The 22,147-nt window shown below is 70.3% G+C and carries 24 protein-coding genes and 1 tRNA gene; 16 read left to right on the forward strand and 9 right to left on the reverse strand.

Annotated features, from left to right (window positions below):
• The first annotated feature begins 838 nt into the window (after positions 1-838).
• On the forward strand, positions 839-1,105 hold the full coding sequence (locus JW592_RS04880) for a hypothetical protein (protein WP_243088735.1): 267 nt from the start codon (positions 839-841) through the stop codon (positions 1,103-1,105).
• 38 nt (positions 1,106-1,143) lie between these two features.
• Here the strand turns inward: JW592_RS04880 and JW592_RS04885 are convergent, their stop codons facing one another.
• Together JW592_RS04885 and JW592_RS04890 are read right to left on the reverse strand one after the other, a co-directional pair.
• Positions 1,144-1,737, reverse strand: coding sequence for an isochorismatase family protein (locus JW592_RS04885; RefSeq protein ID WP_209263620.1), 594 nt, complete (start codon positions 1,735-1,737; stop codon positions 1,144-1,146).
• Between the two features lie 125 nt (positions 1,738-1,862).
• On the reverse strand, positions 1,863-3,182 hold the full coding sequence (locus tag JW592_RS04890; protein WP_209263804.1) for a nicotinate phosphoribosyltransferase: 1,320 nt from the start codon (positions 3,180-3,182) through the stop codon (positions 1,863-1,865).
• A gap of 209 nt (positions 3,183-3,391) precedes the next feature.
• Between JW592_RS04890 and clpS the strand changes: the two genes are divergently transcribed.
• From clpS to JW592_RS04920, 7 genes are all read left to right on the forward strand, one after another.
• Entirely contained in the window at positions 3,392-3,706 is a 315-nt protein-coding gene (clpS, locus tag JW592_RS04895) for an ATP-dependent Clp protease adapter ClpS (protein ID WP_099881308.1), read from the forward strand.
• Complete coding sequence (locus tag JW592_RS04900; RefSeq protein ID WP_209263621.1) at positions 3,706-4,452, forward strand: DUF2017 domain-containing protein; 747 nt, start codon at positions 3,706-3,708, stop codon at positions 4,450-4,452. The genes clpS and JW592_RS04900 overlap by 1 nt, the downstream gene beginning before the upstream one ends.
• 267 nt (positions 4,453-4,719) lie before the next feature.
• Complete coding sequence (locus JW592_RS04905; RefSeq protein ID WP_209263622.1) at positions 4,720-6,189, forward strand: amino acid permease; 1,470 nt, start codon at positions 4,720-4,722, stop codon at positions 6,187-6,189.
• A 42-nt stretch (positions 6,190-6,231) separates the two neighbouring features.
• Positions 6,232-6,657, forward strand: a complete 426-nt coding sequence (locus tag JW592_RS04910; protein ID WP_209263623.1) for a M67 family metallopeptidase — start codon at positions 6,232-6,234, stop codon at positions 6,655-6,657.
• Between the two features lie 94 nt (positions 6,658-6,751).
• Positions 6,752-6,862, forward strand: a complete 111-nt coding sequence (locus tag JW592_RS33525) for a putative leader peptide (protein ID WP_372446451.1) — start codon at positions 6,752-6,754, stop codon at positions 6,860-6,862.
• A gap of 130 nt (positions 6,863-6,992) precedes the next feature.
• Positions 6,993-7,289 carry a MoaD/ThiS family protein gene (locus JW592_RS04915; RefSeq protein ID WP_209263624.1) on the forward strand — a complete coding sequence of 99 codons (297 nt, stop codon included), beginning with the start codon at positions 6,993-6,995 and terminating at the stop codon, positions 7,287-7,289.
• Entirely contained in the window at positions 7,289-8,239 is a 951-nt protein-coding gene (locus JW592_RS04920) for a PLP-dependent cysteine synthase family protein (RefSeq protein WP_209263625.1), read from the forward strand. Before JW592_RS04915 ends, JW592_RS04920 begins: the two co-directional genes overlap by 1 nt.
• A gap of 21 nt (positions 8,240-8,260) precedes the next feature.
• On the opposite strand, the gene JW592_RS04925 is transcribed toward JW592_RS04920, so the two are convergent.
• Positions 8,261-8,674 carry a type II toxin-antitoxin system PemK/MazF family toxin gene (locus JW592_RS04925; protein ID WP_209263626.1) on the reverse strand — a complete coding sequence of 138 codons (414 nt, stop codon included), beginning with the start codon at positions 8,672-8,674 and terminating at the stop codon, positions 8,261-8,263.
• Between the two features lie 211 nt (positions 8,675-8,885).
• Between JW592_RS04925 and JW592_RS04930 the strand changes: the two genes are divergently transcribed.
• Positions 8,886-9,647, forward strand: coding sequence for an MBL fold metallo-hydrolase (locus JW592_RS04930; RefSeq protein WP_209263627.1), 762 nt, complete (start codon positions 8,886-8,888; stop codon positions 9,645-9,647).
• Positions 9,648-9,723: 76 nt separating this feature from the next.
• Here the strand turns inward: JW592_RS04930 and JW592_RS04935 are convergent, their stop codons facing one another.
• Both JW592_RS04935 and JW592_RS04940 read right to left on the reverse strand, forming a co-directional pair.
• Entirely contained in the window at positions 9,724-10,965 is a 1,242-nt protein-coding gene (locus JW592_RS04935) for a PTS transporter subunit EIIC (protein WP_209263628.1), read from the reverse strand.
• A 148-nt stretch (positions 10,966-11,113) separates the two neighbouring features.
• Complete coding sequence (locus JW592_RS04940; RefSeq protein ID WP_209263629.1) at positions 11,114-12,415, reverse strand: PTS transporter subunit EIIC; 1,302 nt, start codon at positions 12,413-12,415, stop codon at positions 11,114-11,116.
• 151 nt (positions 12,416-12,566) lie between these two features.
• Here JW592_RS04940 and JW592_RS04945 point away from each other — a divergent pair, with 151 nt between their 5' ends.
• The 4 genes from JW592_RS04945 to rdgB all read left to right on the forward strand — a co-directional run bounded on the left by JW592_RS04945 (position 12,567) and on the right by rdgB (position 14,819).
• On the forward strand, positions 12,567-12,815 hold the full coding sequence (locus tag JW592_RS04945) for a PTS sugar transporter subunit IIB (protein ID WP_307805301.1): 249 nt from the start codon (positions 12,567-12,569) through the stop codon (positions 12,813-12,815).
• 89 nt (positions 12,816-12,904) lie between these two features.
• Entirely contained in the window at positions 12,905-13,630 is a 726-nt protein-coding gene (gene rph / locus JW592_RS04950) for a ribonuclease PH (protein ID WP_209263630.1), read from the forward strand.
• 144 nt (positions 13,631-13,774) lie between these two features.
• Positions 13,775-14,164, forward strand: coding sequence for a hypothetical protein (locus JW592_RS04955; protein ID WP_307805292.1), 390 nt, complete (start codon positions 13,775-13,777; stop codon positions 14,162-14,164).
• Positions 14,165-14,210: 46 nt separating this feature from the next.
• Positions 14,211-14,819 (forward strand): RdgB/HAM1 family non-canonical purine NTP pyrophosphatase, encoded by a 609-nt coding sequence (gene rdgB, locus JW592_RS04960; protein ID WP_209263631.1) that lies wholly within the window; start codon positions 14,211-14,213, stop codon positions 14,817-14,819.
• 109 nt (positions 14,820-14,928) lie between these two features.
• On the opposite strand, the gene JW592_RS04965 is transcribed toward rdgB, so the two are convergent.
• The 3 genes from JW592_RS04965 to bcp form a co-directional block, all read right to left on the reverse strand.
• A tRNA-Leu gene (locus JW592_RS04965) sits at positions 14,929-15,010 on the reverse strand.
• Positions 15,011-15,105: 95 nt separating this feature from the next.
• Positions 15,106-16,611: an MFS transporter gene (locus JW592_RS04970; RefSeq protein ID WP_209263632.1), complete on the reverse strand. Its 1,506-nt coding sequence runs from the start codon at positions 16,609-16,611 to the stop codon at positions 15,106-15,108.
• Between the two features lie 72 nt (positions 16,612-16,683).
• A complete protein-coding gene (gene bcp, locus JW592_RS04975; RefSeq protein WP_209263633.1) occupies positions 16,684-17,160 on the reverse strand; it encodes a thioredoxin-dependent thiol peroxidase in 477 nt (158 codons plus the stop codon).
• A gap of 243 nt (positions 17,161-17,403) precedes the next feature.
• Here bcp and JW592_RS04980 point away from each other — a divergent pair, with 243 nt between their 5' ends.
• Complete coding sequence (locus JW592_RS04980) at positions 17,404-17,757, forward strand: DUF3618 domain-containing protein (protein ID WP_209263634.1); 354 nt, start codon at positions 17,404-17,406, stop codon at positions 17,755-17,757.
• Between the two features lie 73 nt (positions 17,758-17,830).
• A complete protein-coding gene (locus JW592_RS04985; protein WP_209263806.1) occupies positions 17,831-18,133 on the forward strand; it encodes a GroES family chaperonin in 303 nt (100 codons plus the stop codon).
• A 111-nt stretch (positions 18,134-18,244) separates the two neighbouring features.
• On the opposite strand, the gene JW592_RS04990 is transcribed toward JW592_RS04985, so the two are convergent.
• Entirely contained in the window at positions 18,245-21,112 is a 2,868-nt protein-coding gene (locus JW592_RS04990; RefSeq protein WP_209263635.1) for a transglycosylase domain-containing protein, read from the reverse strand.
• Positions 21,113-21,330: 218 nt separating this feature from the next.
• Here JW592_RS04990 and JW592_RS04995 point away from each other — a divergent pair, with 218 nt between their 5' ends.
• Positions 21,331-22,137, forward strand: a complete 807-nt coding sequence (locus JW592_RS04995; protein ID WP_209263636.1) for an ABC transporter permease — start codon at positions 21,331-21,333, stop codon at positions 22,135-22,137.
• Positions 22,138-22,147 lie beyond the last annotated feature (10 nt).

Below are 22,147 nucleotides of genomic sequence, written 5' to 3' on the forward strand. Positions count from 1 at the left end.
AAACGGGGCGCCATCGAACGACTCTACGGTCCGGCATGCCCTGGCGGAAAGTGCGGCAAGCGTGAGGTGACCCACGCCTTAGTTGCACGGGGGGCGCACTGACGCACAGGGCCCGGGCCGTCCCAACTGGCGGACAGGAGCGGGGTCTTGCGCGAGTCGCGTGGGACTCGTGTCCGGCGCCGGGGGCAACGGTGGCTCACCGCCGCGGCGCGCGCTCCGTACCGATGTTCGCACCCGCTATCTGATGGGGAGTTGGGGATTCCGCTTCCGTGGCCGGGCGTGCTGACTCCGCTTGTTGTCAGCGGTTGGCCCAATGACGGCAGAGAAAGTAGTGGCCGCTTCAACGACCGCAGATAAATCACCCAAAACCGGAGAAACCCGGCGATAGAACGGCGCCATTACGGACGGTGAAGGCGGTGTGAAGATCCACAAATGAGTGGTCGGGCACAGGTGGTCGACGGCCATGCAACCTAGGTATGAATTTGTTTGCATCGTTGCAGGTCAAAACATGATCATCCGTTACCCCCTGGCGATCGGCGCTCGATCGCGTTTAGATGCACGGTGGGGCTGCCTCGAGGTGGCCCCGTATCGACCGACCCGAACGAGTCTCACGGGGGAGATGGTGATCATGTCAGGAGGCGGATTCGTCAGGCTTCCGGACGGCAGCGTGATCGTCGCGCTGACGCTTCCGGTGCCGCGCGAGCCGCACGGCGCCTCGGCCGGTGCCGCCGACGCCGCTGCCCCGGGCACGCGGAGTGCGGGCGTGCCCACAGCGCGCCGCTCAGGGCTGCTGCCGGCCTCGCGGCGCTGGTCGGCGTTCGCGGACGAACCGCACACGGTGCGTGAGGCGACGGTCCGCAGACCCGGCGAGGAACAGAGAGTCCGGGTGCTGGTGCACGCGGGCAACCGGGCCCGGGCCCTGACCAGGCTCCGGAACCTGGGGCTGCGCGCGATCTATCTGCGGGGCAACGCGGAGCCTCCCACGGCCGACGAGGTCACGGCGGTGCTGCACCACCCCGAGGGCCTGGTCTGGCGTGCGGTCCCCGACGACGACCGCGACTCCTGGCGCCCCATCGCCGCCCTCCTCCGGGTGACCCCGGCATAGGGCCGGGGCGCCCCGAGGGGCGCGGGGAACGCCACGCCCTACGCCGGGGCGACCACCGGCTTACCGGTCAGCTCCACCCCGGCCGCGCGAAGCTCGTCCAGCGCCCGCTGAACGCTGTCCTCGGCGACCCCCGCTGTCAGATCGAGCAGCACCTGCGTACGGAAGCCCTCCCGTGCCGCGTCCAGCGCGGTCTCGCGTACGCAGTGGTCGGTGGCGATGCCGACGATGTCGACCTCGGTCACGTCCCGCTCGCGCAGCCAGTCGGCGAGCGGGACGCCGTTCTCGTCGGCGCCCTCGAAGCCGCTGTAGGCGGCGGTGTAGGCCCCCTTGTCGAAGACCGCCTCGATGGAGCCCGAGGCGACCGCAGGGGTGAAGTTGGGGTGGAAGCCCACGCCCTCGGTGCCCGCCACGCAGTGCGGCGGCCAGGAGCGCTGGAAGTCCGGGTCGGCTGAGAAGTGGTCGCCGGGGTCGATGTGCGTGTCCCGGGTGGCCACGACGTGGCGGTAGCCGGCGGCGGCGTCCCCCACCAGGTCGGTGATGGCGGCCGCGACGTCGGCGCCGCCCGCGACGGCGAGGCTGCCGCCTTCGCAGAAGTCGTTCTGCACGTCCACGACGATCAGTGCCCGGTGCATGGTGCACACCTTTCGGCTGGTGGGTGTCGCTTACGAGCCTAGACACTCGAGGGGCCCGGCGGCAGTGGGAGAACGCCGCCAGGAGGGCCCCTCCCGTATCCAGGAGTTACACGGGTATCCGGGGGTTACACGTGCTCTACGGGGAGTACCGGCTCGCCACGGGAGAGCTGGGTCGCGGACATCGGGAGCCGGGCGCGGGCCGCGCGGTGGCGTTCGCGTGCCGTATCCAGGGGCTCGCGGCCGACGACGGTCCCGCGGTCGACCAGCTGCACCTGAAGGAGGTGACCGGCCAGCTCGGGCGGTACCTCGCCGGTGCCCACCACCTCGGCCTCGGCCACGCCGCCCGCGTCCAGCGGCCGGGCCGCCCACTTGGCGCCGCCGAGGGAGGTCTTGCCGCCCGTCGAACGCTTGGCCACCGCGCGTAGCGGGGCGCCGGGTGTTTCGGAGTCGGCGCGGGCCACCAGCTTGTAGACCATCGAGCAGGTCGGGTGGCCGCTGCCGGTGACCAGCTGGGTGCCGACGCCGTACGCGTCCACCGGCGCCGCGGCCAGTGAGGCGATGGCGTACTCGTCCAGGTCGCTGGTGACCACGATCCGGGTCCGGTCGGCGCCCAGCTCGTCGAGCTGTCGGCGCACCCGGTGCGCCACCAGCAGCAGGTCCCCCGAGTCGATACGGACGGCGCCGAGGTCCGGGCCGGCCACCTCGACCGCCGTACGGACCGCCTCGGCCACGTCGTAGGTGTCCACCAGGAGGGTGGTGCCCTGGCCCAGCGACTCGACCTGGGCGGTGAACGCGTCCCGCTCGGTGTCGTGCAGCAGGGTGAAGGCGTGGGCGCTGGTGCCCACCGTGGGGATGCCGTAGCGGAACCCGGCGGCCAGGTCGGAGGTGGTGTCGAAGCCGCCCACATAGGCGGCGCGGGCTGCGGCGACGGCGCCGAGCTCATGGGTGCGGCGGGCGCCCATCTCGATCAGCGGGCGGTCCGCGGCGGCGACGGCCATCCGGGAGGCGGCGGCCGCCACGGCCGAGTCGTGGTTGAGGATGGAGAGGATCACCGTCTCCAGCAGCACGCACTCGGCGAAGGTGCCCTCCACCCGGAGGATGGGCGAGCCGGGGAAGTACACCTCGCCCTCCGGGTAGCCGACGATGTCGCCGGTGAAGCGGTAGTCGGCGAGCCACCGCAGGGTGGGCTCGTCCACCACCCTCGTCTCGCGCAGGAAGTCGAGGAGCTGGTCGTCGAAGCGGAAGTTCTCCACCGCGTCCAGCACCCGCCCGGTGCCGGCGACGACGCCGTAGCGGCGGCCTTCGGGGAGCCGTCGGGTGAAGACCTCGAAGGCGGAGCGGCGCTCGGCCGTCCCGGCGCGCAGTGCGGCCTGGAGCATGGTCAGCTCGTACTGGTCGGTGAAGAGCGCCGTGGAGGGCACGGCCACCGGCAGCCCCGTCTCCATCCGCCGGGCGTGTTCCTGCCGGGAGTCCTCCCGGGCCTCCTTGGGCTGCCGGGAGTCTTTCGGGGGCTGCCCCCCTGGGGAATCCAGCACTGCTGCCTCACCTCGTGTGTTCGAGTCGGTCACGGCGAGCCTACCCCGGATCTCGTCAGCTTGACGATATGCGGCGACCGGGGGCACTGCTTGGGCGGCTCCGGGGACCGGGTGGCAGCATGGGACCTGTGAGTGTCGCCACCCCGACGGAGATCGAGCGCCCGGAGACCACCGAGGAACCCGTGGAGGTTCCCGAGCCGGATGTGCCCTGGGTGACCGTGGTGCACAACGACCCGGTCAACCTCATGAGCTATGTCACGTACGTGTTCCAGGCGTACTTCGGCTATTCGAAGGAGAAGGCGAAAAAGCTGATGCTCGACGTCCACCACAAGGGACGCGCCATCGTCTCCAGCGGTACCCGCGAGGAGATGGAGCGCGACGTACAGGCCATGCACAGCTACGGCCTGTGGGCCACGCTCACCCAGGACCGCTGATGGCAGGGCACTTCGAGCCCACCGAGGACGGTGGCGCCACCATCGCGCTGGACGAGGTCGAGATCTCGATCCTGCGCAGCCTGGCGGTGCAATTGCTGGAGCTGATCGGCCCCGGCAGCGAGCCCGCCGACCAGCCGCGCCCACCCCGGGACGCCGAGTCCCCGGCTCCGGGCGGCGCCCGAGGGGGTGCCGAGGGCGGCGGTGAGAGCGGCGGAAGCGGCTCCGAGAGCATGGAGGACGAGCTCGCGGGCATCGAGGCGGTCTCCTGGCCGCCGTTCGCCGACGGTCCCAGCGAGCCGCCCGCCGATCCGGCCCTGGCCCGGCTCTTTCCCGACGCCTACGGCCCAGGTCCTCAGGCGGCGCCCCCCGAGGATCTGACCCCTGGCAGCGAGGAGGCCGCGCGGGCCAAGCGGGACCGCGCCGCCTCCGCCGAGTTCCGCCGCTACACGGAGAACGACCTGCGGGCCCGCAAGCGGGAGGACGGGCTGGCCGTGGTGCGTGCGCTGGACGCCCTCACGCCGGGAGAGAGCGGCGCCGTGCTCACCCTGACCCCGGCCCAGTCCCAGCAGTGGCTGGGCGCGCTCAACGATCTGCGGCTGGCCATCGGCACCCGGCTGGAGGTCAGCGACGACACCGACGACGAGCTGTACCAGCTGCCCGACTCCGACGAGCGCAAGCCCATGGTGATGGCCTACCTGTGGCTGGGCGGCCTCCAGGAGACGCTGGTCGAGACGCTGATGCCGTGACCCTGCGGGGCCCGGCCCCGCCCTGGCCCCGGCCCCGCCCCGGCCCCGGCTCTCTGCTCCACGCCGTTGTTCGCCGGACCGAGTTCGTTAATCGGACGGCAAAAACCGATTAACGAACCAGTCATATTCTCCCGCCTTTCCTGGCGCGCTGCCCGCGTCCGCCCCGTATGTCCCGGTTCTCGCTCCTGCGTCGCGACGGCCGCTGCGTGGTACACCTGCACGGATCCGCTGTTGAGGGCCGGATCGGTAGGGAGAAAGGCGCACCACATGACCTCCGAGGTCGAAGACCCCGGTCCGGCACCGGACCCGATGCACGGGACCGGGGTGGCGAGCAGCCCGGTGGACGCTCGGGGCGCGGTCGGCGACAGTGGCCCGTCCGAGGGATACCAGCGGGGGCTCGGCGGCCGGCAGATCCAGATGATCGCCATCGGCGGCGCCATCGGGACGGGACTCTTCCTCGGCGCGGGCAAGTCCATCCACAAGGCCGGCCCCAGCATCATCCTGGCGTACCTCGTCGCCGGCGCCGTCATCTACCTGATCATGCGCGCGCTGGGTGAACTGCTGATGTACCGCCCGGTCTCCGGCTCGTTCTCCGAGTACGCGCGCGAGCTGCTCGGTCCCTACTGGGGCTTTGTGACGGGCTGGACGTACTGGCTCTTCTGGGTCGTCACCGGCATCACCGAGGTCACGGCAGCGGCGACGTACGTGAACTACTGGTGGGACATCGCGCCATGGATCTCCGCGCTGGTGTTCACCGTCGCCCTCTACGGCATCAACCTGATCTCCGTGAAGCTCTTCGGTGAGCTGGAGTTCTGGTTCTCGATGGTCAAGGTCACCGCGATCATCGGCATGATCCTGATCGGCCTGGGCGTGATCACGCTCGGCTTCTCGCAGGCCGGCGACACGGCGTCGTTCGCCAACCTCTACCAGCACGACGGGATCTTCCCCAAGGGCGTCGGCGGCACCCTGATGACCCTGCAGATCGTGATGTTCTCCTTCCTCGCCGTCGAGCTGGTCGGCGTCACGGCGGGCGAGGCGACCGACCCGGCCAAGGCGCTGCCCAGGGCGATCAAGACGGTGCCGTGGCGCATCGCGCTGTTCTACATCGGCTCGCTGATCGTCATCCTCTCCGTCGTCTCCTGGACCGCTTTCGAGCCGGGCACCAGCCCCTTTGTCGCGGCGTTCCAGAAGATCGGGCTGCCGGCGGGCGCGGGCATCGTCAACTTCGTGGTGCTGACCGCGGCGCTCTCCTCCTGCAACTCCGGCATGTACTCCACCGGCCGGATGCTGCGCGACCTGGCACTCAACGGGCAGGGGCCGAGGGTCTTCACCAGGCTGTCCAGGACCGGTCTGCCGTTCCTGGGCACCACCGTGTCGGCCGCGCTGATGATGGTCGGGGTGTGGATCAACTACGAGTGGCCGTCGAAGGCGTTCGACTACGTCGTCTCCTTCGCCACGATCTCCGGCATGTGGGCCTGGATCATGATCCTCTCCTCCCAGCTGCGGTATCGGACCAAGGCGGACCGGGGCGAGCTCCCCCGCTCGGACTTCCGGATGCCGGGTGCGCCCTGGACCGGCATCGGGGCGCTGACCTTCATCTTTCTGGTGATCGGGCTGATGGCCTTCGACAAGGACGCCCGCGTCTCGCTGTACGCAGCACCTATTTGGGCCGTCATTTTGACCGGTGCCTATTACGTGATCAGGGCACGTACCCCGCACGTTTTCGAGAAGCGGTAGCCCTGATCTCACCGGAGCCGAGGCACTCATATCCTTGCCGACATGCTGACCATCACCCAGGAGCTGCACGACCGGATCGTCGCCCACGCCCGTGCGGACCACCCGGACGAGGCGTGCGGCGTGATCGCGGGGCCGGTCGGTAAGGGCCGGCCCGAACGGTTCATCCCGATGCTGAACGCCGCGCGCTCGCCGACCTTCTACGAGTTCGACTCGACCGACCTGCTCAAGCTCTACCGCGAGATGGACGACCGGGACGAGGAGCCCGTCGTGATCTACCACTCGCACACCGCAACCGAGGCGTATCCGTCCCGGACGGACATCTCCTACGCCAACGAACCCGGAGCGCATTACGTCCTGGTCTCCACCGCCGAGTGCGGCAACGACGAGGGACCGTTCTCCTTCCGCTCGTTCCGCATCGTGGACGGCGAGGTGACCGAGGAAGAGGTCGAGGTCGTCCAGAGCTACTGAGATCCGGGCCGTATCCGGGCCACCGTGAGACAGAACGGTCCGCATCATGAAACTCACATCCGATTCCGCCGCCGGGAATCGTTACGATGAGCCCATGGTTGTCCACGACGTGAGCGCATTCGAGAAGACCCCGGGCATGCTGCTCGTGGCGCGCCTGCACGTCGACCTGTGCCGCCTCGCCAGCGCGATCTGTCCGCCGGCCTGACGCGCGTCCCCGCACGGCGTCCGCCGCCCCACCCCTTCCCGGCCGTGGCGCGGGGCACCCGCGCGCCCGCCTTGCTCACAGCACAGCCGCTCGCACAGCCGCACTCTTCCTCTCCGACAGGAGCACTCTCATGGCTATCGAGGTCCGCATTCCGACCATCCTCCGCACCTACACCGACGGCCAGAAGGCGGTCGAGGGCGCGGGCACCACCATCGGTGAGCTCTTCGCCGACCTGGAGAGCCGCCATGCCGGAATCCAGGACCGCCTGGTGGACGGCGGTGAGCTGCGCCGCTTCGTGAACGTCTACCTCAACGACGAGGACGTGCGGTTCCTGGACGGCATCTCCACCACGCTCAGCGACGGCGACAGCGTGACGATCCTGCCCGCAGTAGCAGGGGGATCCACGCACGCGGGCCGGATGCGCTGATGCGCTACGACTCCCCGCTCGACGCCGTCGGCAACACCCCGCTCGTACGGCTTCCGAGGCTCTCGCCCTCCGAGGACGTGCGGATCTGGGCGAAGCTGGAGGACCGCAACCCGACCGGCTCCGTGAAGGACCGTCCGGCCCTGTACATGGTCGAACAGGCCGAGAAGGACGGCAGGTTGCGGCCCGGCTGCACCATCCTGGAGCCCACCTCGGGCAACACCGGCATCTCGCTGGCGATGGCGGCCAGGCTCAAGGGCTACCGCATCGTCTGCGTCATGCCGGAGAACACCAGCGAGGAGCGCCGCCAGCTGCTGGCCATGTGGGGAGCGGAGATCATCTCGTCCCCGGCGGCGGGCGGCTCCAACACGGCCGTGCGGGTGGCCAAGGAGCTGGCGGCCGAGCACCCGGACTGGGTGATGCTCTACCAGTACGGTAATCCGGACAACGCGGGCGCGCACTACGCCACCACGGGCCCCGAGATCCTCGCCGACCTGCCGTCGGTCACCCACTTCGTGGCCGGTCTCGGCACGACGGGGACGCTGATGGGCGCCGGCCGCTATCTGCGTGAGCACCGGCCGGACATCCGGATCGTCGCCGCCGAGCCGCGCTACGACGACCTGGTGTACGGGCTGCGCAACCTGGACGAGGGCTTCGTGCCCGAGCTGTACGACGAGTCCGTGCTCACCACCCGCTTCTCGGTCGGCTCGGCGGACGCGGTCACCCGTACCCGGGAACTCCTCGCCCAGGAGGGCATCTTCGCGGGCGTCTCCACGGGCGCAGCGCTGCACGCCGCGATCGGGGTGGGCCGCAAGGCGCTGCGCGCGGGTGAGAGCGCCGACATCGTCTTCCTCGTCGCCGACGGCGGCTGGAAGTACCTGTCGACCGGCCTGTACACCGCGGAGTCCGACGAGGCCGCCATCGAAACCGTCCAGGGCCAGCTCTGGGCCTAGCCTTCTGCGGGGCGAAGCGGATCACCGCAAGCCCAGCGTGCGGCAGACGCCCTCCCAGGTGGCGGGGTCCACTTCGCCGCAGCGGGCGCGGAGGCGGGCGAGACCGGCCTCGGCGAGGGAGTCGGGCTCCAGATAGGCGGGCCCGGCCGGGGCGTCGGCGGCCAGTACGGGCAGCGCGGAGGGCTCGCGCGTCAGCCGGGCGAGCCGGACGCCGTCCGTCCACACCGCGAGCACCAGGAAGAGCGCTTCGCCGCCGTCCGGCAGCGTCGCCAGCCAGATCTCTCCTGGCCGGGGCGGCGGCGTCCCCTCGTCCGCCGCTGAGGCGGCCCGCAGGGCGCGCCGCGGGGGCCCCAGCCGGCCGCGGCCGTCGACCAGCGCCGCCACGAAGGCGAGCAGGACGACGCCGCCGAGGGCCAGCCACCACGAGGTGTCCATCTTCGTTCCGCCTCCGAGGCCGTCTGCCGTCGCACTGTGCGGCGTTTGCGCCGGGACCTGCCGGGGAACGACGCTACCCCGGGCTGGTGATTCCGCCCACACCGCCGCCCCATCGAGGAGTCACCCCGACCCGCGCGGCTTACGCTCGGAAGTCCCCTCGTCAACGACGCGGGGGCTTCTTCCGCAGGCCGTCAACGGAGGTTCCTACTCCATGAAGCTCACCGTCGTCGGCTGTTCCGGGTCGTTTCCGTCCACGGAATCGGCCTGTTCGAGCTATCTCGTCGAGGCCGACGGTTTCCGGTTGCTGCTGGACATGGGCAACGGCGCACTCGGTGAGCTCCAGCGTCACTGCGGCCTCTACGACCTCGATGTGATCGCGCTCAGCCATCTGCACGCCGACCACTGCATCGACATGTGCGGCTACTTCGTCGCGCGCTACTACCGCCACGAGGGCGGCCGTTGCAGCCCCATCCCGGTCTACGGGCCGCCCGGCACCGAGCAGCGGCTCACCACCGCCTACGCCGACACGCCGTCCGAGTCGTCGATGAGCGAGGTCTTCGCCTTCCGTACGCTCTCGGCGGGCGGCAGCTTCGAGGCGGGCCCCTTCCGGGTGCGTACGGAGCGGGTCGACCATCCTGTGGAGGCTTACGCCTTCCGGGTCGAGCACAAGGAGAGCGGCCGGGTGGTGACGTATTCGGGTGACACCGGCCCGTGCGCGGAGCTGGAACTGGCCGCGCGGGACGCCGATCTGTTCCTGTGTGAGGCGTCTTTCACGGACGGCAAGGAGCAGATCCCCGGCCTCCACCTGAACGGTCGGGAGGCCGGGGAGGTCGCGGCGCGGGCCGGCGCAGCGCGGCTGGTGCTCACCCATGTGCCGCCGTGGACGGACCCGCAGATCAACCTGCGTGACGCCAAGGCGGTCTTCGCCGGCCCGGTCGAGGTGGCCCGGCCGGGCGCGGTCTACGAGGTCTGATCCGCAGCCGCGCCGCCGTGCCGGGTCGCTGGGCCGTGCCGGGCCAGGCCGTGCCGCCGGGTGCCGGGCCGCCGGGCTATTTGGTGAGGTCCTCGACTTCCTCGTCCGGCTCGCGGCCCGGGGTCTTGATGTCCAGCCTGACGATCAGGAAGCGGAAGATTCCGTAGTAGACCGCAGCGAAGCACAGCCCGATGGGGACGATCATCCAGGGTTTCTCGGCCAGGCTCCAGTTGATGGCGTAGTCGATGAACCCGGCGGAGAAGCTGAAGCCGTCGTGCACCCCGAGCGACCAGGTCACCGCCATCGAGACGGCGGTGAGCACGGCGTGCACCACGTACAGCACCGGCGCGATGAACATGAAGGTGAACTCGATCGGTTCGGTGATGCCGGTCACGAACGAGGTCAGCGCCAGCGAGACCATCATGCCGGTCACGGCCTTGCGGCGGTGCGGCTTGGCGCAGTGGGCGATGGCGAGCGCGGCGGCTGGCAGCCCGAACATCATGATCGGGAAGAAGCCGGACATGAACTGCCCGGCGCTCGGGTCGCCTGCGAAGAAGCGGGCGATGTCGCCGTGCACCACATCCCCGGAGGCGTCCTTGAAGTCCCCGAGCTGGAACCAGGCCACGGTATTGAGGAACTGGTGCATGCCGACGGGGATCAGCGCCCGGTTGATCAGGCCGAAGATACCGGCGCCGGTGGCGCCCAGCCCCGTCATCCACTCGCCGAACGAGGTGATCGCGTCCCCGACCGGGCCCCAGATCAGGGTGAAGGCCACGCCGACGACGAGTCCGACGAACGCCATGATGATCGGCACCAGCCGGCGGCCGTTGAAGAAGCCGAGCCAGTCCACCAGCTTGGTGCGGTGGAAGCGCTGCCAGACGACGGCGGAGATCAACCCCATCAGGACGCCGCCGAGGACACCGGGGTCGTGGTAGACGGCGGGGGTGTCCTCGCCCGCCTTGACCACGGCCTCGTGCACCGGGAACGCCTCCAGGACGTTCTTGTAGACGAGGAAGCCGACGAGCGCGGCCAGCGCCGTCGAGCCGTCGGACTTCTTGGCGAAGCCGATGGCCACACCGATGCAGAACAGCAGCGGCAGGTTGTCGAAGATGGCACCGCCCGCGCCGGCGAAAGCGGCCGCGATGTCGTGCCACTTCAGCCCCTCGTCACCGAAGACATCGGGCTGGCCGAGCCGGTTGAGGATGCCGGCCGCGGGCAGGACGGCGATGGGAAGCTGCAGGCTGCGGCCGACTTTCTGCAGCCCCTGGAACAGTCCGGAGCCCCGCTTCTTCGCGGGAGCAGCGGTGTCCGTGCTCATGGGTCTTCCTCCGGGTGGAGCGGGCGCTGCACAGGGAGGAGGCAGCCCCGGGTGGTCTAGTCCACATGTGGTTTAGACCATTAGTAGCACGGCTGCGGCGGACCGCGGAACGGTCGCTTCCGGGTGATCTGGGTAACGCGCGTACCGGCTAGCGCGTCACCTCGTCCTCGATCTCCTCGGCGACCTCCTCGGGCTCCCGGCCCGGGGTCTTCAGGTCGAACTTGGAGATCACGACGCGGAAGAGCACGTAGTAGACGGCGGCGAAGCACAGCCCGATCGGCACGATCAGCCACGGCTTGGTGGCCAGGCTCCAGTTGATGACGTAGTCGATCAGCCCCGCCGAGAAGCTGAAGCCGTCGTGCACCCCCAGCGCCCAGGTGACGGCCATCGAGACGCCGGTCAGCAGGACGTGGATGACGTACAGCACCGGGGCGACGAACAGGAACGAGAACTCGATCGGCTCGGTCACCCCCGTCACGAACGAGGTCAGCGCCGTCGACAGCATCAGACCGCCGACCACCTTGCGTCGCTCGGGACGGGCCGCGTGCGTGATCGCCAGCGCGGCGGCGGGCAGCGCGAACATCATGATCGGGAAGAACCCGGAGAGGAACTGTCCGGCGCTCGGATCACCGGCCAGGAAGCGATTGATGTCGCCGTGCACGACCTCGCCGTCGGGCTTCTTGTAGCTCCCGAACTGGAACCACATGAAGGTGTTCAGGAACTGGTGCATGCCGATCGGGATCAGCGCCCGGTTGGCGACGCCGAAGATGCCCGCGCCCCAGGCGCCCAGGTCCGTCATCCACTTCGAGAAGCTGGTCAGGCCGTCCCCGATCGGCGGCCACACCCACTGGCACAGCACCGCGAAGAACAGCGCGACGAACGCCATGATGATCGGCACCAGGCGGCGCCCGTTGAAGAAGCCCAGCCAGTCCACCAGCTTGACCCGGTGGAACCGCTGCCAGAACCAGGCCGTCAGCAGTCCGACGATGATGCCGCCGAAGACGCCCGGGTTCTGGAAGGACGCGGCGCCGGCGGCGGTGCTGTCCTTGGCCAGACAGGTGCCCAGCTCGGCGTCGAACGTGGTGCCTGACGGGCAGTCGGGGAACTGCTGCAGGATGTTGTAGTAGACGAGGAACCCCGCGACGGCGGCCAGCGCGGTGGAGCCGTCCGCCTTCTTGGCCATGCCGATGGCCACGCCCACGCAGAACAGCAGCGGCAGGCCGAGCGCCGAGTCCAGCAGCGCGCCGCCGGCGCCCTGGAAGACCTTTGCGACGTCCGTCCAGCCCAGCCCGTCGTCGCCGAAGATGTCGGGCTGGCCGAGCCGGTTGAGGATGCCGGCGGCCGGGAGCACCGCGATGGGCAGCTGGAGGCTGCGGCCCATCTTCTGCAGGCCCTGGAAGAAGACGGAGCCCCACTTCCGCCCCGGCCCGGCTGCGGCGTTGGCGCTCACGAGCCTCCTCCTGACTGCGGCTGACGCATAATGGTGTAGACCACTAGTGGCGGCGTCCGCTGACGTCGTCACCGTCATCATTCGGCAGACGGCGCACCGGCGCTCGCAGAGCTGGGCTGATCGTGGGCTAACGTGACAAACCCGTCCGTCAATACAGGAGAAGGACATGGCCAGCAAGGCTGAGAAGATCGTCGCCGGGCTCGGCGGGCTCGACAACATCGAAGAGGTCGAGGGCTGCATCACCCGCCTGCGCACCGAGGTCAACGACGCCTCCCTCGTCGACGAGGCGGCGCTCAAGGCCGCCGGAGCGCACGGCGTCGTCAAGATGGGCTCCGCGATCCAGGTCGTCATCGGCACCGACGCCGACCCCATCGCCGCGGAGATCGAAGACATGATGTAGCAAGAGGCACCCCCTCGTCAGCACAGCAGAGCAGGGAGAGGAAGCCCTCTATTCGGCTGAGCCACCCGGCCGGGGATACGCTCGCACGCATGTCACGTATCGACGGCCGAACGGCCGAGGAGCTGCGACCCGTCACCATCGAGCGTGGATGGAGCAAGCACGCGGAGGGCTCCGTCCTCGTCTCCTTCGGCGACACCCGGGTGCTGTGCACCGCCAGCCTGACCGAGGGCGTGCCCCGCTGGCGCAAGGGCAGCGGGGAGGGCTGGGTCACCGCTGAGTACGCCATGCTGCCCCGCGCCACCAACACCCGCGGGGACCGGGAGTCCGTGCGCGGCCGGATCGGCGGCCGCACCCACGAGATCTCCCGGCTCGTGGGGCGCTCGCTGCGCGCCGTTGTCGACCACAAGGCGCTCGGCGAGAACACCATCGTGATCGACTGCGATGTGCTCCAAGCCGACGGCGGCACCCGCACGGCGGCGATCACCGGCGCCTACGTCGCGCTCGCCGACGCCGTCGCCTGGGCGCAGGACCACAAGCTCGTCAAGGCCAAGTCCCAGCCGCTGACCGGCACCGTCTCGGCGGTCAGCGTGGGCATCATCGACGGCGTGCCGATGCTGGACCTGCGGTACGAGGAGGACGTGCGCGCCGAGACCGACATGAATGTGGTCTGCACCGGTGACGGGCGCTTCGTCGAGGTGCAGGGCACGGCCGAGGGCGCGCCCTTCGCGCGCGAGGAGCTCGACGGGCTGCTCGACCTCGCCGTCGCGGGCTGCGCGCAGCTCGACGGCCACCAGCGCACGGCGCTGGGGCGCTGAGCCGGCAGCGGTTGGCCGGAAAATCGGGCACCCCGGGGAACTTTGCCCTCGCTTTACGCGTCTGACGGGGTGCGGGCCGCACGTGTCGAACCGTGCGGCCCGACCAGTCTTGTGGAGGGGGACGTGCAGGTGTCACTCAGCCAGGTGTCACGGAGAAGGGCCGGCACCGCGGCGGCGGCCGCGGCGGCCGCCGCACTGGCGGTGCCCGTGCTGGCGGGCTGCTCGGCCGTGGACCGGGCGCTGGACTGCGCCGGCACGGCCTCGGCCGTCGCCCGGTCCGTCGACGACCTCCAGCAGGCGGTCTCCGACGCGGGTGAGGACCCGACCCGCGCTGACCAGGCGCTGGACCGGATAGACAAGAACCTCTCCAAGATCGACAAGGAGACGGACGACGGGGATGTCGGCAAGTCCGTCTCCCGGCTCCGCGAGGCGGTCGACAGCGTACGCACCGATGTGGAGGCGGGCCGCACGCCGAGCACCAAGCCGGTGGTGGAGGCCGCGGACGAGCTGACGAAGGTCTGCACCCCGGGCTGAGGGTCCGGCGCACGCCGCCCGCCGCCGGGCGTGATACTGGGGAGCCATGAGTACCCAGCGGCTGATCCTGGCCACCCGCAACGCCCACAAGGTCACCGAGCTGAAGGCGATCCTCGCCGACGCGGGCCTCGAGTTGGACCTGGTGGGCGCCGACGCCTACCCCGAGGTGCCGGACGTCAAGGAGACGGGAGTGACGTTCGCCGAGAACGCCCTCCTCAAGGCACACGCCCTCGCGCGGGCCACCTCGCTGCCCGCCGTCGCCGACGACTCCGGGCTGTGCGTGGACGTGCTCGGCGGCGCGCCCGGCATCTTCTCGGCCCGCTGGGCGGGCCGGCACGGGGACGACAGCGCCAATCTGAAGCTGCTGCTCGCCCAGCTGGCCGACATCGACTCCGCGCACCGGGGCGCGCACTTCGAATGCGCCGCCGCGCTGGCACTGCCCGACGGCACCGAACGGGTCGTCAGCGGGCAGCTGCGCGGCACCCTGCGATACGCCCCCGTCGGTGACGGGGGCTTCGGATACGACCCGATCCTCCAGCCCGAGGGCGAGACCAGGACGTGCGCCGAGCTCGGTCCTGCGGAGAAGAACGCGATCAGCCACCGGGGGAAGGCGTTCCGCGCGCTGGTGCCCGCCGTGCGGGAGTTGGTCCGCTGAGGGTGCCCCTCGCTGTGCGTTGCGACCTGCGGGTTCGTGGTGGTAGCTCGCGCCCACGCGGCGGAGCCGCACATGAACACAGTCCCGCGCCCCTTCGGGGCTCCCACCGTGCGCGAGGGGGGACTCGAACCCCCACGTCCGAAGACACCGGCACCTAAAGCCGTCCCGTCTACCAATTCCGGCACTCGCGCGCGGACGTATCGTACTGCGCCCGCCTGTCCGGGCGCCGGGCCGGGGCGGGCGTCCGGGGCCGCGGGCTGCGCCCGCCGCCCCGGCCAGGCGCGGGTCAGAAGGTCGGCTCGTTCGTCTCGGCGCGGGCCATGGCGCGCGCCTCCTCGTGGGTGCTGACCGAGGGCGGGGAGCCGGCCAGCGGCTGCCGGGCCGTCTCCTTCATGAAGGCCACCGCGACGATGCCGAGCACGGCCGCACCCGAGGCGTAGTAGGCGGGGGCCAGATTGTCGCCCGTGACGTCGACCAGGTAGGTCATCACGCCGGGCGCGGTGCCGCCGAAGGCCGCCGTCGCCACGTTGTAGCCGATGGACAGGGAGCCGTAGCGCACATCGGTGGGGAAGAGTGCGGGCAGCGTCGCCGACATCGTCCCCAGCAGGCACACCAGACAGGCGCCGAGCGCCAGCAGCCCGATCAGCACCGCGACGAAGCTGCCCCGCTGGAAGAGCGCGAAGGCGGGGACCGTCAGCAGGAGGAAGCCGACCATGCCGGTCATCAGCACGGGCTTGCGGCCGAAGCGGTCGTTGAGGCGACCGACCCGCTGGATCACCGCGGCCATCGCCACCATCGCGATGATGGCCGCGACCAGCTCCATCGAGTTCTCGTACCCGAGGGCGTCGGTCAGATAGGCGGGCATGTACGACAGGAGCATGTAGTCGGTGACGTTGTAGGCGGCCACCAGGCCGACGCACAGCAGCAGCGTGCGCCACTGCTGGGCGAAGATCGACCTGAGCTCCTTCTGCGGCACGTTCTCCGACAGCTTCGGCTCGTTCGCCTCGGCGGGGCCCGTCTCGGGGGAGGGGGACAACTGCGCCGCCCGCTTCTGGAAGGCCGGGGTCTCGTCCAGCCGCATCCGCAGATACAGACCGACGACCCCGATCGGCCCGCCGACCAGGAAGGGGATGCGCCAGCCCCAGCTCAGCATCGTGTCGTCGCCCAGCACGGTGTTCAGCACCAGCACCAGTGCGGCGGCGCCGGTGTACCCGGTGAGGGTGCCAAGCTCCAGGAAGCTGCCGAAGTAGCCGCGCCGCTTGTCGGGCGCGTACTCCGCGATGAAGGTGGCAGCCCCGCCGTACTCGCCGCCGGTGGAGAAGCCCTGCACCAGTCGGCACAGCAGCAGCAGGATCGGTGAGACCAGGCCGATGGAGCTGTAGGAGGGGATCAGGCCGATGCAGAAGGTGCCGGCCGCCATCAGCACCATCGTCAGCGCCAGCACCTTCTTGCGCCCGATGCGGTCGCCGAGCGGGCCGAAGAACAGCCCGCCCAGCGGCCGCACCAGAAAGGAAGCGGCGAAGGCGGTGAAGGAGGCCAGCAGTTGGGTGCTGCCGCCGGGGAAGAAGACCTTGCCGATGGTGACCGCGAGATAGGCGTAGATCCCGAAGTCGAACCACTCCATGGCGTTGCCGACGGCGGCGGCCTTGGTGGCGCGCTTGACCGTCGCCTCGTCCGTCACCGTGATGTCGCTACGGCGAACCCTCGGCTCCCGCCGGCGTCTGACGGCACGGAAGAGATGCCGGTGCCGCTTGAGGGCAGCCGGGTCCTGGGGCTGATCCTCATGGTCCATCCCTCATGGGTACCACCACTCCCACCTCGCCATACGCACCCCCACCGGACGCCGCCCCCGGGAGCCGGACGATCACTCCTGAGCCAGCCCCAGGTCCTTGATCAGCTTGGCGACGTGCCCGGTGGCCTTCACGTTGTACAGCGCACGCTCCACCTTGCCGTCCTCGTCCACGACGACCGTGGAGCGGATGACACCGGTGACGGTCTTGCCGTACAGCTTCTTCTCGCCGAAGGCGCCGTACGCCTCCATCGTCTCCTTGCCCGGGTCGCCCACCAGCGTGACCTTCAGCGACTCCTTCTCGCGGAACTTCGCCAGCTTCTCCGGCTTGTCCGGGGAGACGCCGATGACGTCATAGCCCTGGCCTGCCAGCAGCTGGAGGTTGTCCGTGAAGTCGCAGGCTTGCTTGGTGCACCCGGGGGTGAGCGCCGCCGGGTAGAAGTAGACGATCACCTTCCGGCCCCGGTGGGCGGAGAGCGAGACCTCCTTGCCGTCCGCGTCGGGCAGCGTGAAGTCCGGCGCTGTGTCGCCGGGCTCAAGGCGTGGGCTCATCGGGGCTCCTTCGAATCCTGTGCGTTTTCTGCGCCGGCAGCCGCGGTACCCACCGGTAGTGCTGTACTGGTGCCCAGTGGACTCGTGTGGCGGACTCGTCCGCGACGGCGGCGGGCCGACCCTGCCCGAGCGTAGCCAAAGGCCGCCGATCCGGGGTGCCATGGGGCGGCGGCACCGGTGAGCTGACAGGATGGCCGCTGACACACGGTAGGACGCAGGACTGACAGCGACGGAGGCAGCTCGGTGCCGGAAGCCAGGACCCCCGCGGACATCGAGGCGGACATCATCCGCAGGCGGCAGGATCTCGCCGCCGCGCTGGACGAGATCGCCGTACGCGTTCATCCGAAGACCATCGTCGGGGACGCCAAGGCGAGGGCGGCCGCCGCTGTGGACCGCACCGCCGGGCGCGCCTACATCGTCGCCAACCGCGCGGTCTCCGATGTGCGGGCCCAGTTCGTCAGCGAGGACGGCGCCCCCCGCCTGGAGCGGCTGGTGCCCGCGGCGGTGGTGGCCGTCGCGCTGGTGGGCGGCGTCCTGGCCCTCTCCTCCCGGCGCAAGCCGGCCGGCCGTGGCCGGGCTCGCCGCCGCCGGCACTGAGGCGCTGAGATACGGTCTTCCGGTGAGCCCAAAGACCCCTGCTTCCGCACACGATGACAAACTGCCGATCCGCATGCTGCACGATCGCGTGCTCGTGAGGACCGACAACAGCGAGGGCGAGCGCCGCTCCTCCGGCGGCATCGTGATCCCCGCCACGGCGGCCGTAGGACGCAAGCTGGACTGGGCGGAGGTCGTCGCCGTCGGCCAGAACGTACGTACGGTCGAGCCCGGGGACCGCGTGCTGTACGACCCGGAGGACCGTGCCGAGGTCGAGGTGCGCGGTATCGCCTACGTCCTGATGCGCGAGCGCGATCTGCACGCGGTCGCGGCCGAACGCCTCCAGGGCACCGACGACTCCACCGGCCTGTATCTGTAGCCCGTACCCGTAGCGCACCCGCGCCCGTAGCGCGAAACGCCCCCTCTTCCCGCCTCGCGGTGGGAAGAGGGGGCGCCGTCATTCAGGGGGACCCCCAGGGGAGAGGCCGCGTCAGGTACCGGGGCCGCCGCCGGGAGTACCTCCGGGATCGCCGCCGGTGCTGCTGTCGCCGCCGCCGGGGTCGCCGCCCGGGTCACCCCCTGGGTCGCCGCCGTCGACGCCGCCGATCTCGGGGATGCTCGGCCCGGTGCTGGTCGGCGGTGCGCTGGTCGGCGGTGCGGGGGACGAGGGCTGGTCGCTGGGCTCCTGGGACTGCGACGGCTCGTCGCTCGGCTCGTCGGACGGCGGCTCGGAGGTCGGGCCCGAGCTGGACGGCGGCTGGCTGCCGGGGATGTTGCCGGCGCCCGCCGTGTCCAGGTCGAAGTCCTTGACCGGGCGGCCCTCCAGCGCCTTCTTGGTGTAGGCGGCCCAGATCTGTGTCGGATAGCCGCCGCCGTTGACGCGCGGCTGGCCGCCGGCGCCGTACAGCGGCTCCTGCACGGCCGTCTTCGGGTGCTGGCCCATCACCGCGATGACGGTGGACAGGTCCGGGGTGTAGCCGGCGAACCAGGCGGCCTTGTCCTCCTCGGCGGTGCCGGTCTTGCCGGCCGCCGGGCGGCCTGCCGCCTGCGCCGCCGTGCCGGTGCCGCCCTGGACGACGCCGCGCATCGTGGCCGTCGTGGCGTCGGCCGCGGCCCGCGGTACGGCCTGCTTGGGATCGTGGTCGGGCAGGTTGACGACCTCGCTGCCGCGGGTGGCCTTCTGCACCATGCTGTAGTGGCCGTGCTTGCCGTGGTTGGCGAGCGTGGCGTACGCCTCGGCCATGTCCAGCGGCGAGGCCGTGGTCACACCGAGCGCGATGGAGCCGTTCTCGGCGAAGTTGGGCACCTCCCGGGGGATGCCCAGATCGATCGCGGTCTCCTTGACCTTCTTGGGGCCCACATCGATGCCCATCTGGGCGAAGACGCTGTTGACCGACTTGTCCATGGCCTCGGAGACGGGGATCTTCCCGTAGGAGTGGTGGTCCTCGTTGGCCGGCGCGTAGCCGGTGCCCTGGCCGTTGCTGACCACCTCGCGCTTGTTGGTGCCGTCGTAGACGGTGTTCGCGCGGATGGGCCGGCCGTCCTGGGTGGTGGACTTGTGCTGGATGGCAGCGGTGAACAGGAACGGCTTGAACGTGGAGCCGACCTGGTAGTCGCGGCGGGTCGCGTTGTTCGTGTACTGCTTGGTGAAGCCGATGCCGCCGTACATCGCGACGACCTTGCCGGTCTTCGGGTCCACCGAGGCACCGCCCGCGCGCACGTACCTGTCCACCTTGCGGTTCTTCTTGTCCAGCTTCGACATCAGCTTGTCGTTGACCGCGTCGCGCATGGCCTTCTGCTTCTTCGGCTGGAACGTGGTGGTGATCCGGAAGCCGCCGGCCGCGAGCCGCTGCTCGTCGATGATCTTGTTGTTGATCAGGTAGTTCCTGACCGCCCAGACCAGATAGCCGCGCTCACCCGACATGTTCCGCGGCGGCTTGACCCGGCCCGGCTCGGGGAACTTCATGTCCGCGCGCTTGCTCTTGCTCAGCCAGCCCTTCTCGACCATGCCGTCCAGCACGTAGTTCCAGCGGGCGACGGCGCGCTCCTTGTTCTCCGGGTGGGCGCGGGTGTCGTAGGCGTTGGGCGAATTGACCAGCGCCGCCAGATAGGCGCCCTCGGCCGGGGTCAGCTCGCTGACGTCCTTGTTGTAGTAGGCGTGCGCCGCCGACTGGATGCCGTAGGCGTTGCGGCCGAAGTAGCTGGTGTTGAGGTAGCCCTGGAGGATGTCGTCCTTGCTGACCTCGTTGTCCAGCTTCAGCGCGATGAAGAACTCCTTCGCCTTACGAGTGATCGTCTGGTCCTGGCTCAGGTAGTAGTTCTTCACGTACTGCTGGGTGATCGTGGAGCCGGACTGCCGCTCGCCGCCGGTGAGCATGTTCCAGCCGGCGCGTGCCATCGCCTGCGGATCGACGGCGGACTCGTTGTAGAAGTCGCGGTCCTCGGCGGCCAGCACCGCGTGCTGCGTGGCCTTCGGCACCTGGTCGAGGGTGATGTTCTCCCGGTTGATGTCGCCGTCCCTGGCGATCTGGCTGCCGTCCGCGTACAGGTAGACATTGGTCTGCGCGGCGGCGGCCTTGTTCGGAGGCGGGATGCTCACCAGCAGATAGCCGGTGACCAGCGCGCCGGAGACCAGCAGCACGATCAGCAGGACGCCGCCCAGCACCATCCGCCAGGTGGGCAGCAGTCTGCGCCAGCCGGTCCGGCGGCGCTGCTGCTTCTTCATCGCCTTCTTGGCCTTCTTGGCGGCCTTCGGGTCCTGGGGGCCCTGGGCGTCGTGCGCGGCGGAAGTGTTCTCCATGAGGCTGCCGCTCTCCTCGGGTGGGGGGCTGCCCTGCGCCGGGCCCTGCCCCACCGGCATGGCGGCCGTCGCGGCCGGTCCCTCGGGTGGTGGCGGAGCGGGCTGCGGGGGCGGGGTGGGCTCCGTCGGCGGGGCGGTCCGCCCGGGCGCGGATATCGGACCCCCGCCCGACGTGGGGGAGCCGCCGCCCGAGGCGCCGGGGCCGTTGTCGGGGGTGCCGGGGCCCTCGTCCGGGTTGCCGGTGCCGCCTGCCGGCCGCTGGGCGTCATGTCTCGCGGCGGCCTCGTCGGCGTCCCCGGGGTGCTGCCCGGCGTTCTTCGCCGTCTCCGCGGATTCCTGGGAAGCCGCTGCCCCCTCGGGAGCCCCGGCGCTCTCCTCGGGAGCCCCGGCGCTCTCCTCGGGAGCCCCGGCGCTCTCGTCGGCGGCACCGCTGCTCTGCTCAGGGGCCCCCGCGCCCTTCCCCGCGCCTTCGGCGGGCTGCCGTGCGGGGGTCTCTTCTGGCGGGCCGTCCGACTCCGGCTCCCGGCCTTCGGCGTCGCTGTTCGGCTCGTCACTCATGTCTGCAGGGACTCCTCGTCCAATGGCGGGCGATGCTGGTACGCCCCGTAGAACACTGTCGCACCCTCCGCACCGGAGACCGCCCTCGGGGCCGTAGCCCGGCCCGGTGGATATTCGATGGTCGCCCACCCGGCCCGTGAGCTAGGCTCCCTGGCTTCGCTCGCGCACGGTGCTCGTACGGAAGTGCTATTGGGAAGACGGTAGAGGGGCTCGAAAGGATGCATCTGCTCCGTCTCAATTTCGCCGTAGCCCTCAGCGGTTTCCGGCGCTACGCCACCTACCGCGTCGCCACGGCAGCCGGCGTGTTCACCAACACCGTCTTCGGCTTCATTCTCGCCTATACCTTCATCGCCCTCTGGCACACCCATCCCCACCTGGGCGGATACGACCAGAGCCAGGCGCTGACCTTCGTCTGGACCGGTCAGGCGCTGCTGGCTGCGGCCGCGCTGATGGGCGGTGGCTTCCAGGACGAATTCCACGAACGGATCAGAAACGGCGATGTCGCCATAGACCTCTACCGGCCGATCGACCTCCAGCTGTGGTGGCTCGCCTCCGACCTGGGGCGGGCCGCGTTCCAGCTGCTGGGCCGCGGTGTGGTGCCGCTGGCCGTCGGTGCCCTCGCCTTCGACCTGGCACTGCCCGCCTCTCCGCGGCGGTGGCTGCTGTTCCTGCCGTCCGTGCTGCTGGCCGTCGTCGTCAGCTTCGCACTGCGCTACCTCTTCGCGCTGTGCGGTTTCTGGCTGCTGGACGCGACAGGGCTCAACGCCCTCTCCGCCCTGCTGAGCCTCTTCTTCTCCGGGATGCTGCTGCCGCTGACCGTCTTCCCCGGCGCCCTCGGCGAGGTGGCGCGCCTGCTGCCGTGGTCGGCGACGCTCCAGGTGCCCGCCGACGTGCTGATGGGCACCCAGCCCGGCTCGGCCGGGGCGGGGCTCGCCTTCCAGGCGGGGTGGGCGCTGGTGCTGCTGACCGCCGGGCGGCTGCTGCAGACCGTCGCGACCCGCAAGGTGGTGGTCCAGGGTGGCTGACGGAAAGCCG

This window comes from Streptomyces spirodelae (assembly GCF_017676385.1).
Classification (GTDB): Bacteria; Actinomycetota; Actinomycetes; order Streptomycetales; family Streptomycetaceae; genus Streptomyces; species Streptomyces spirodelae.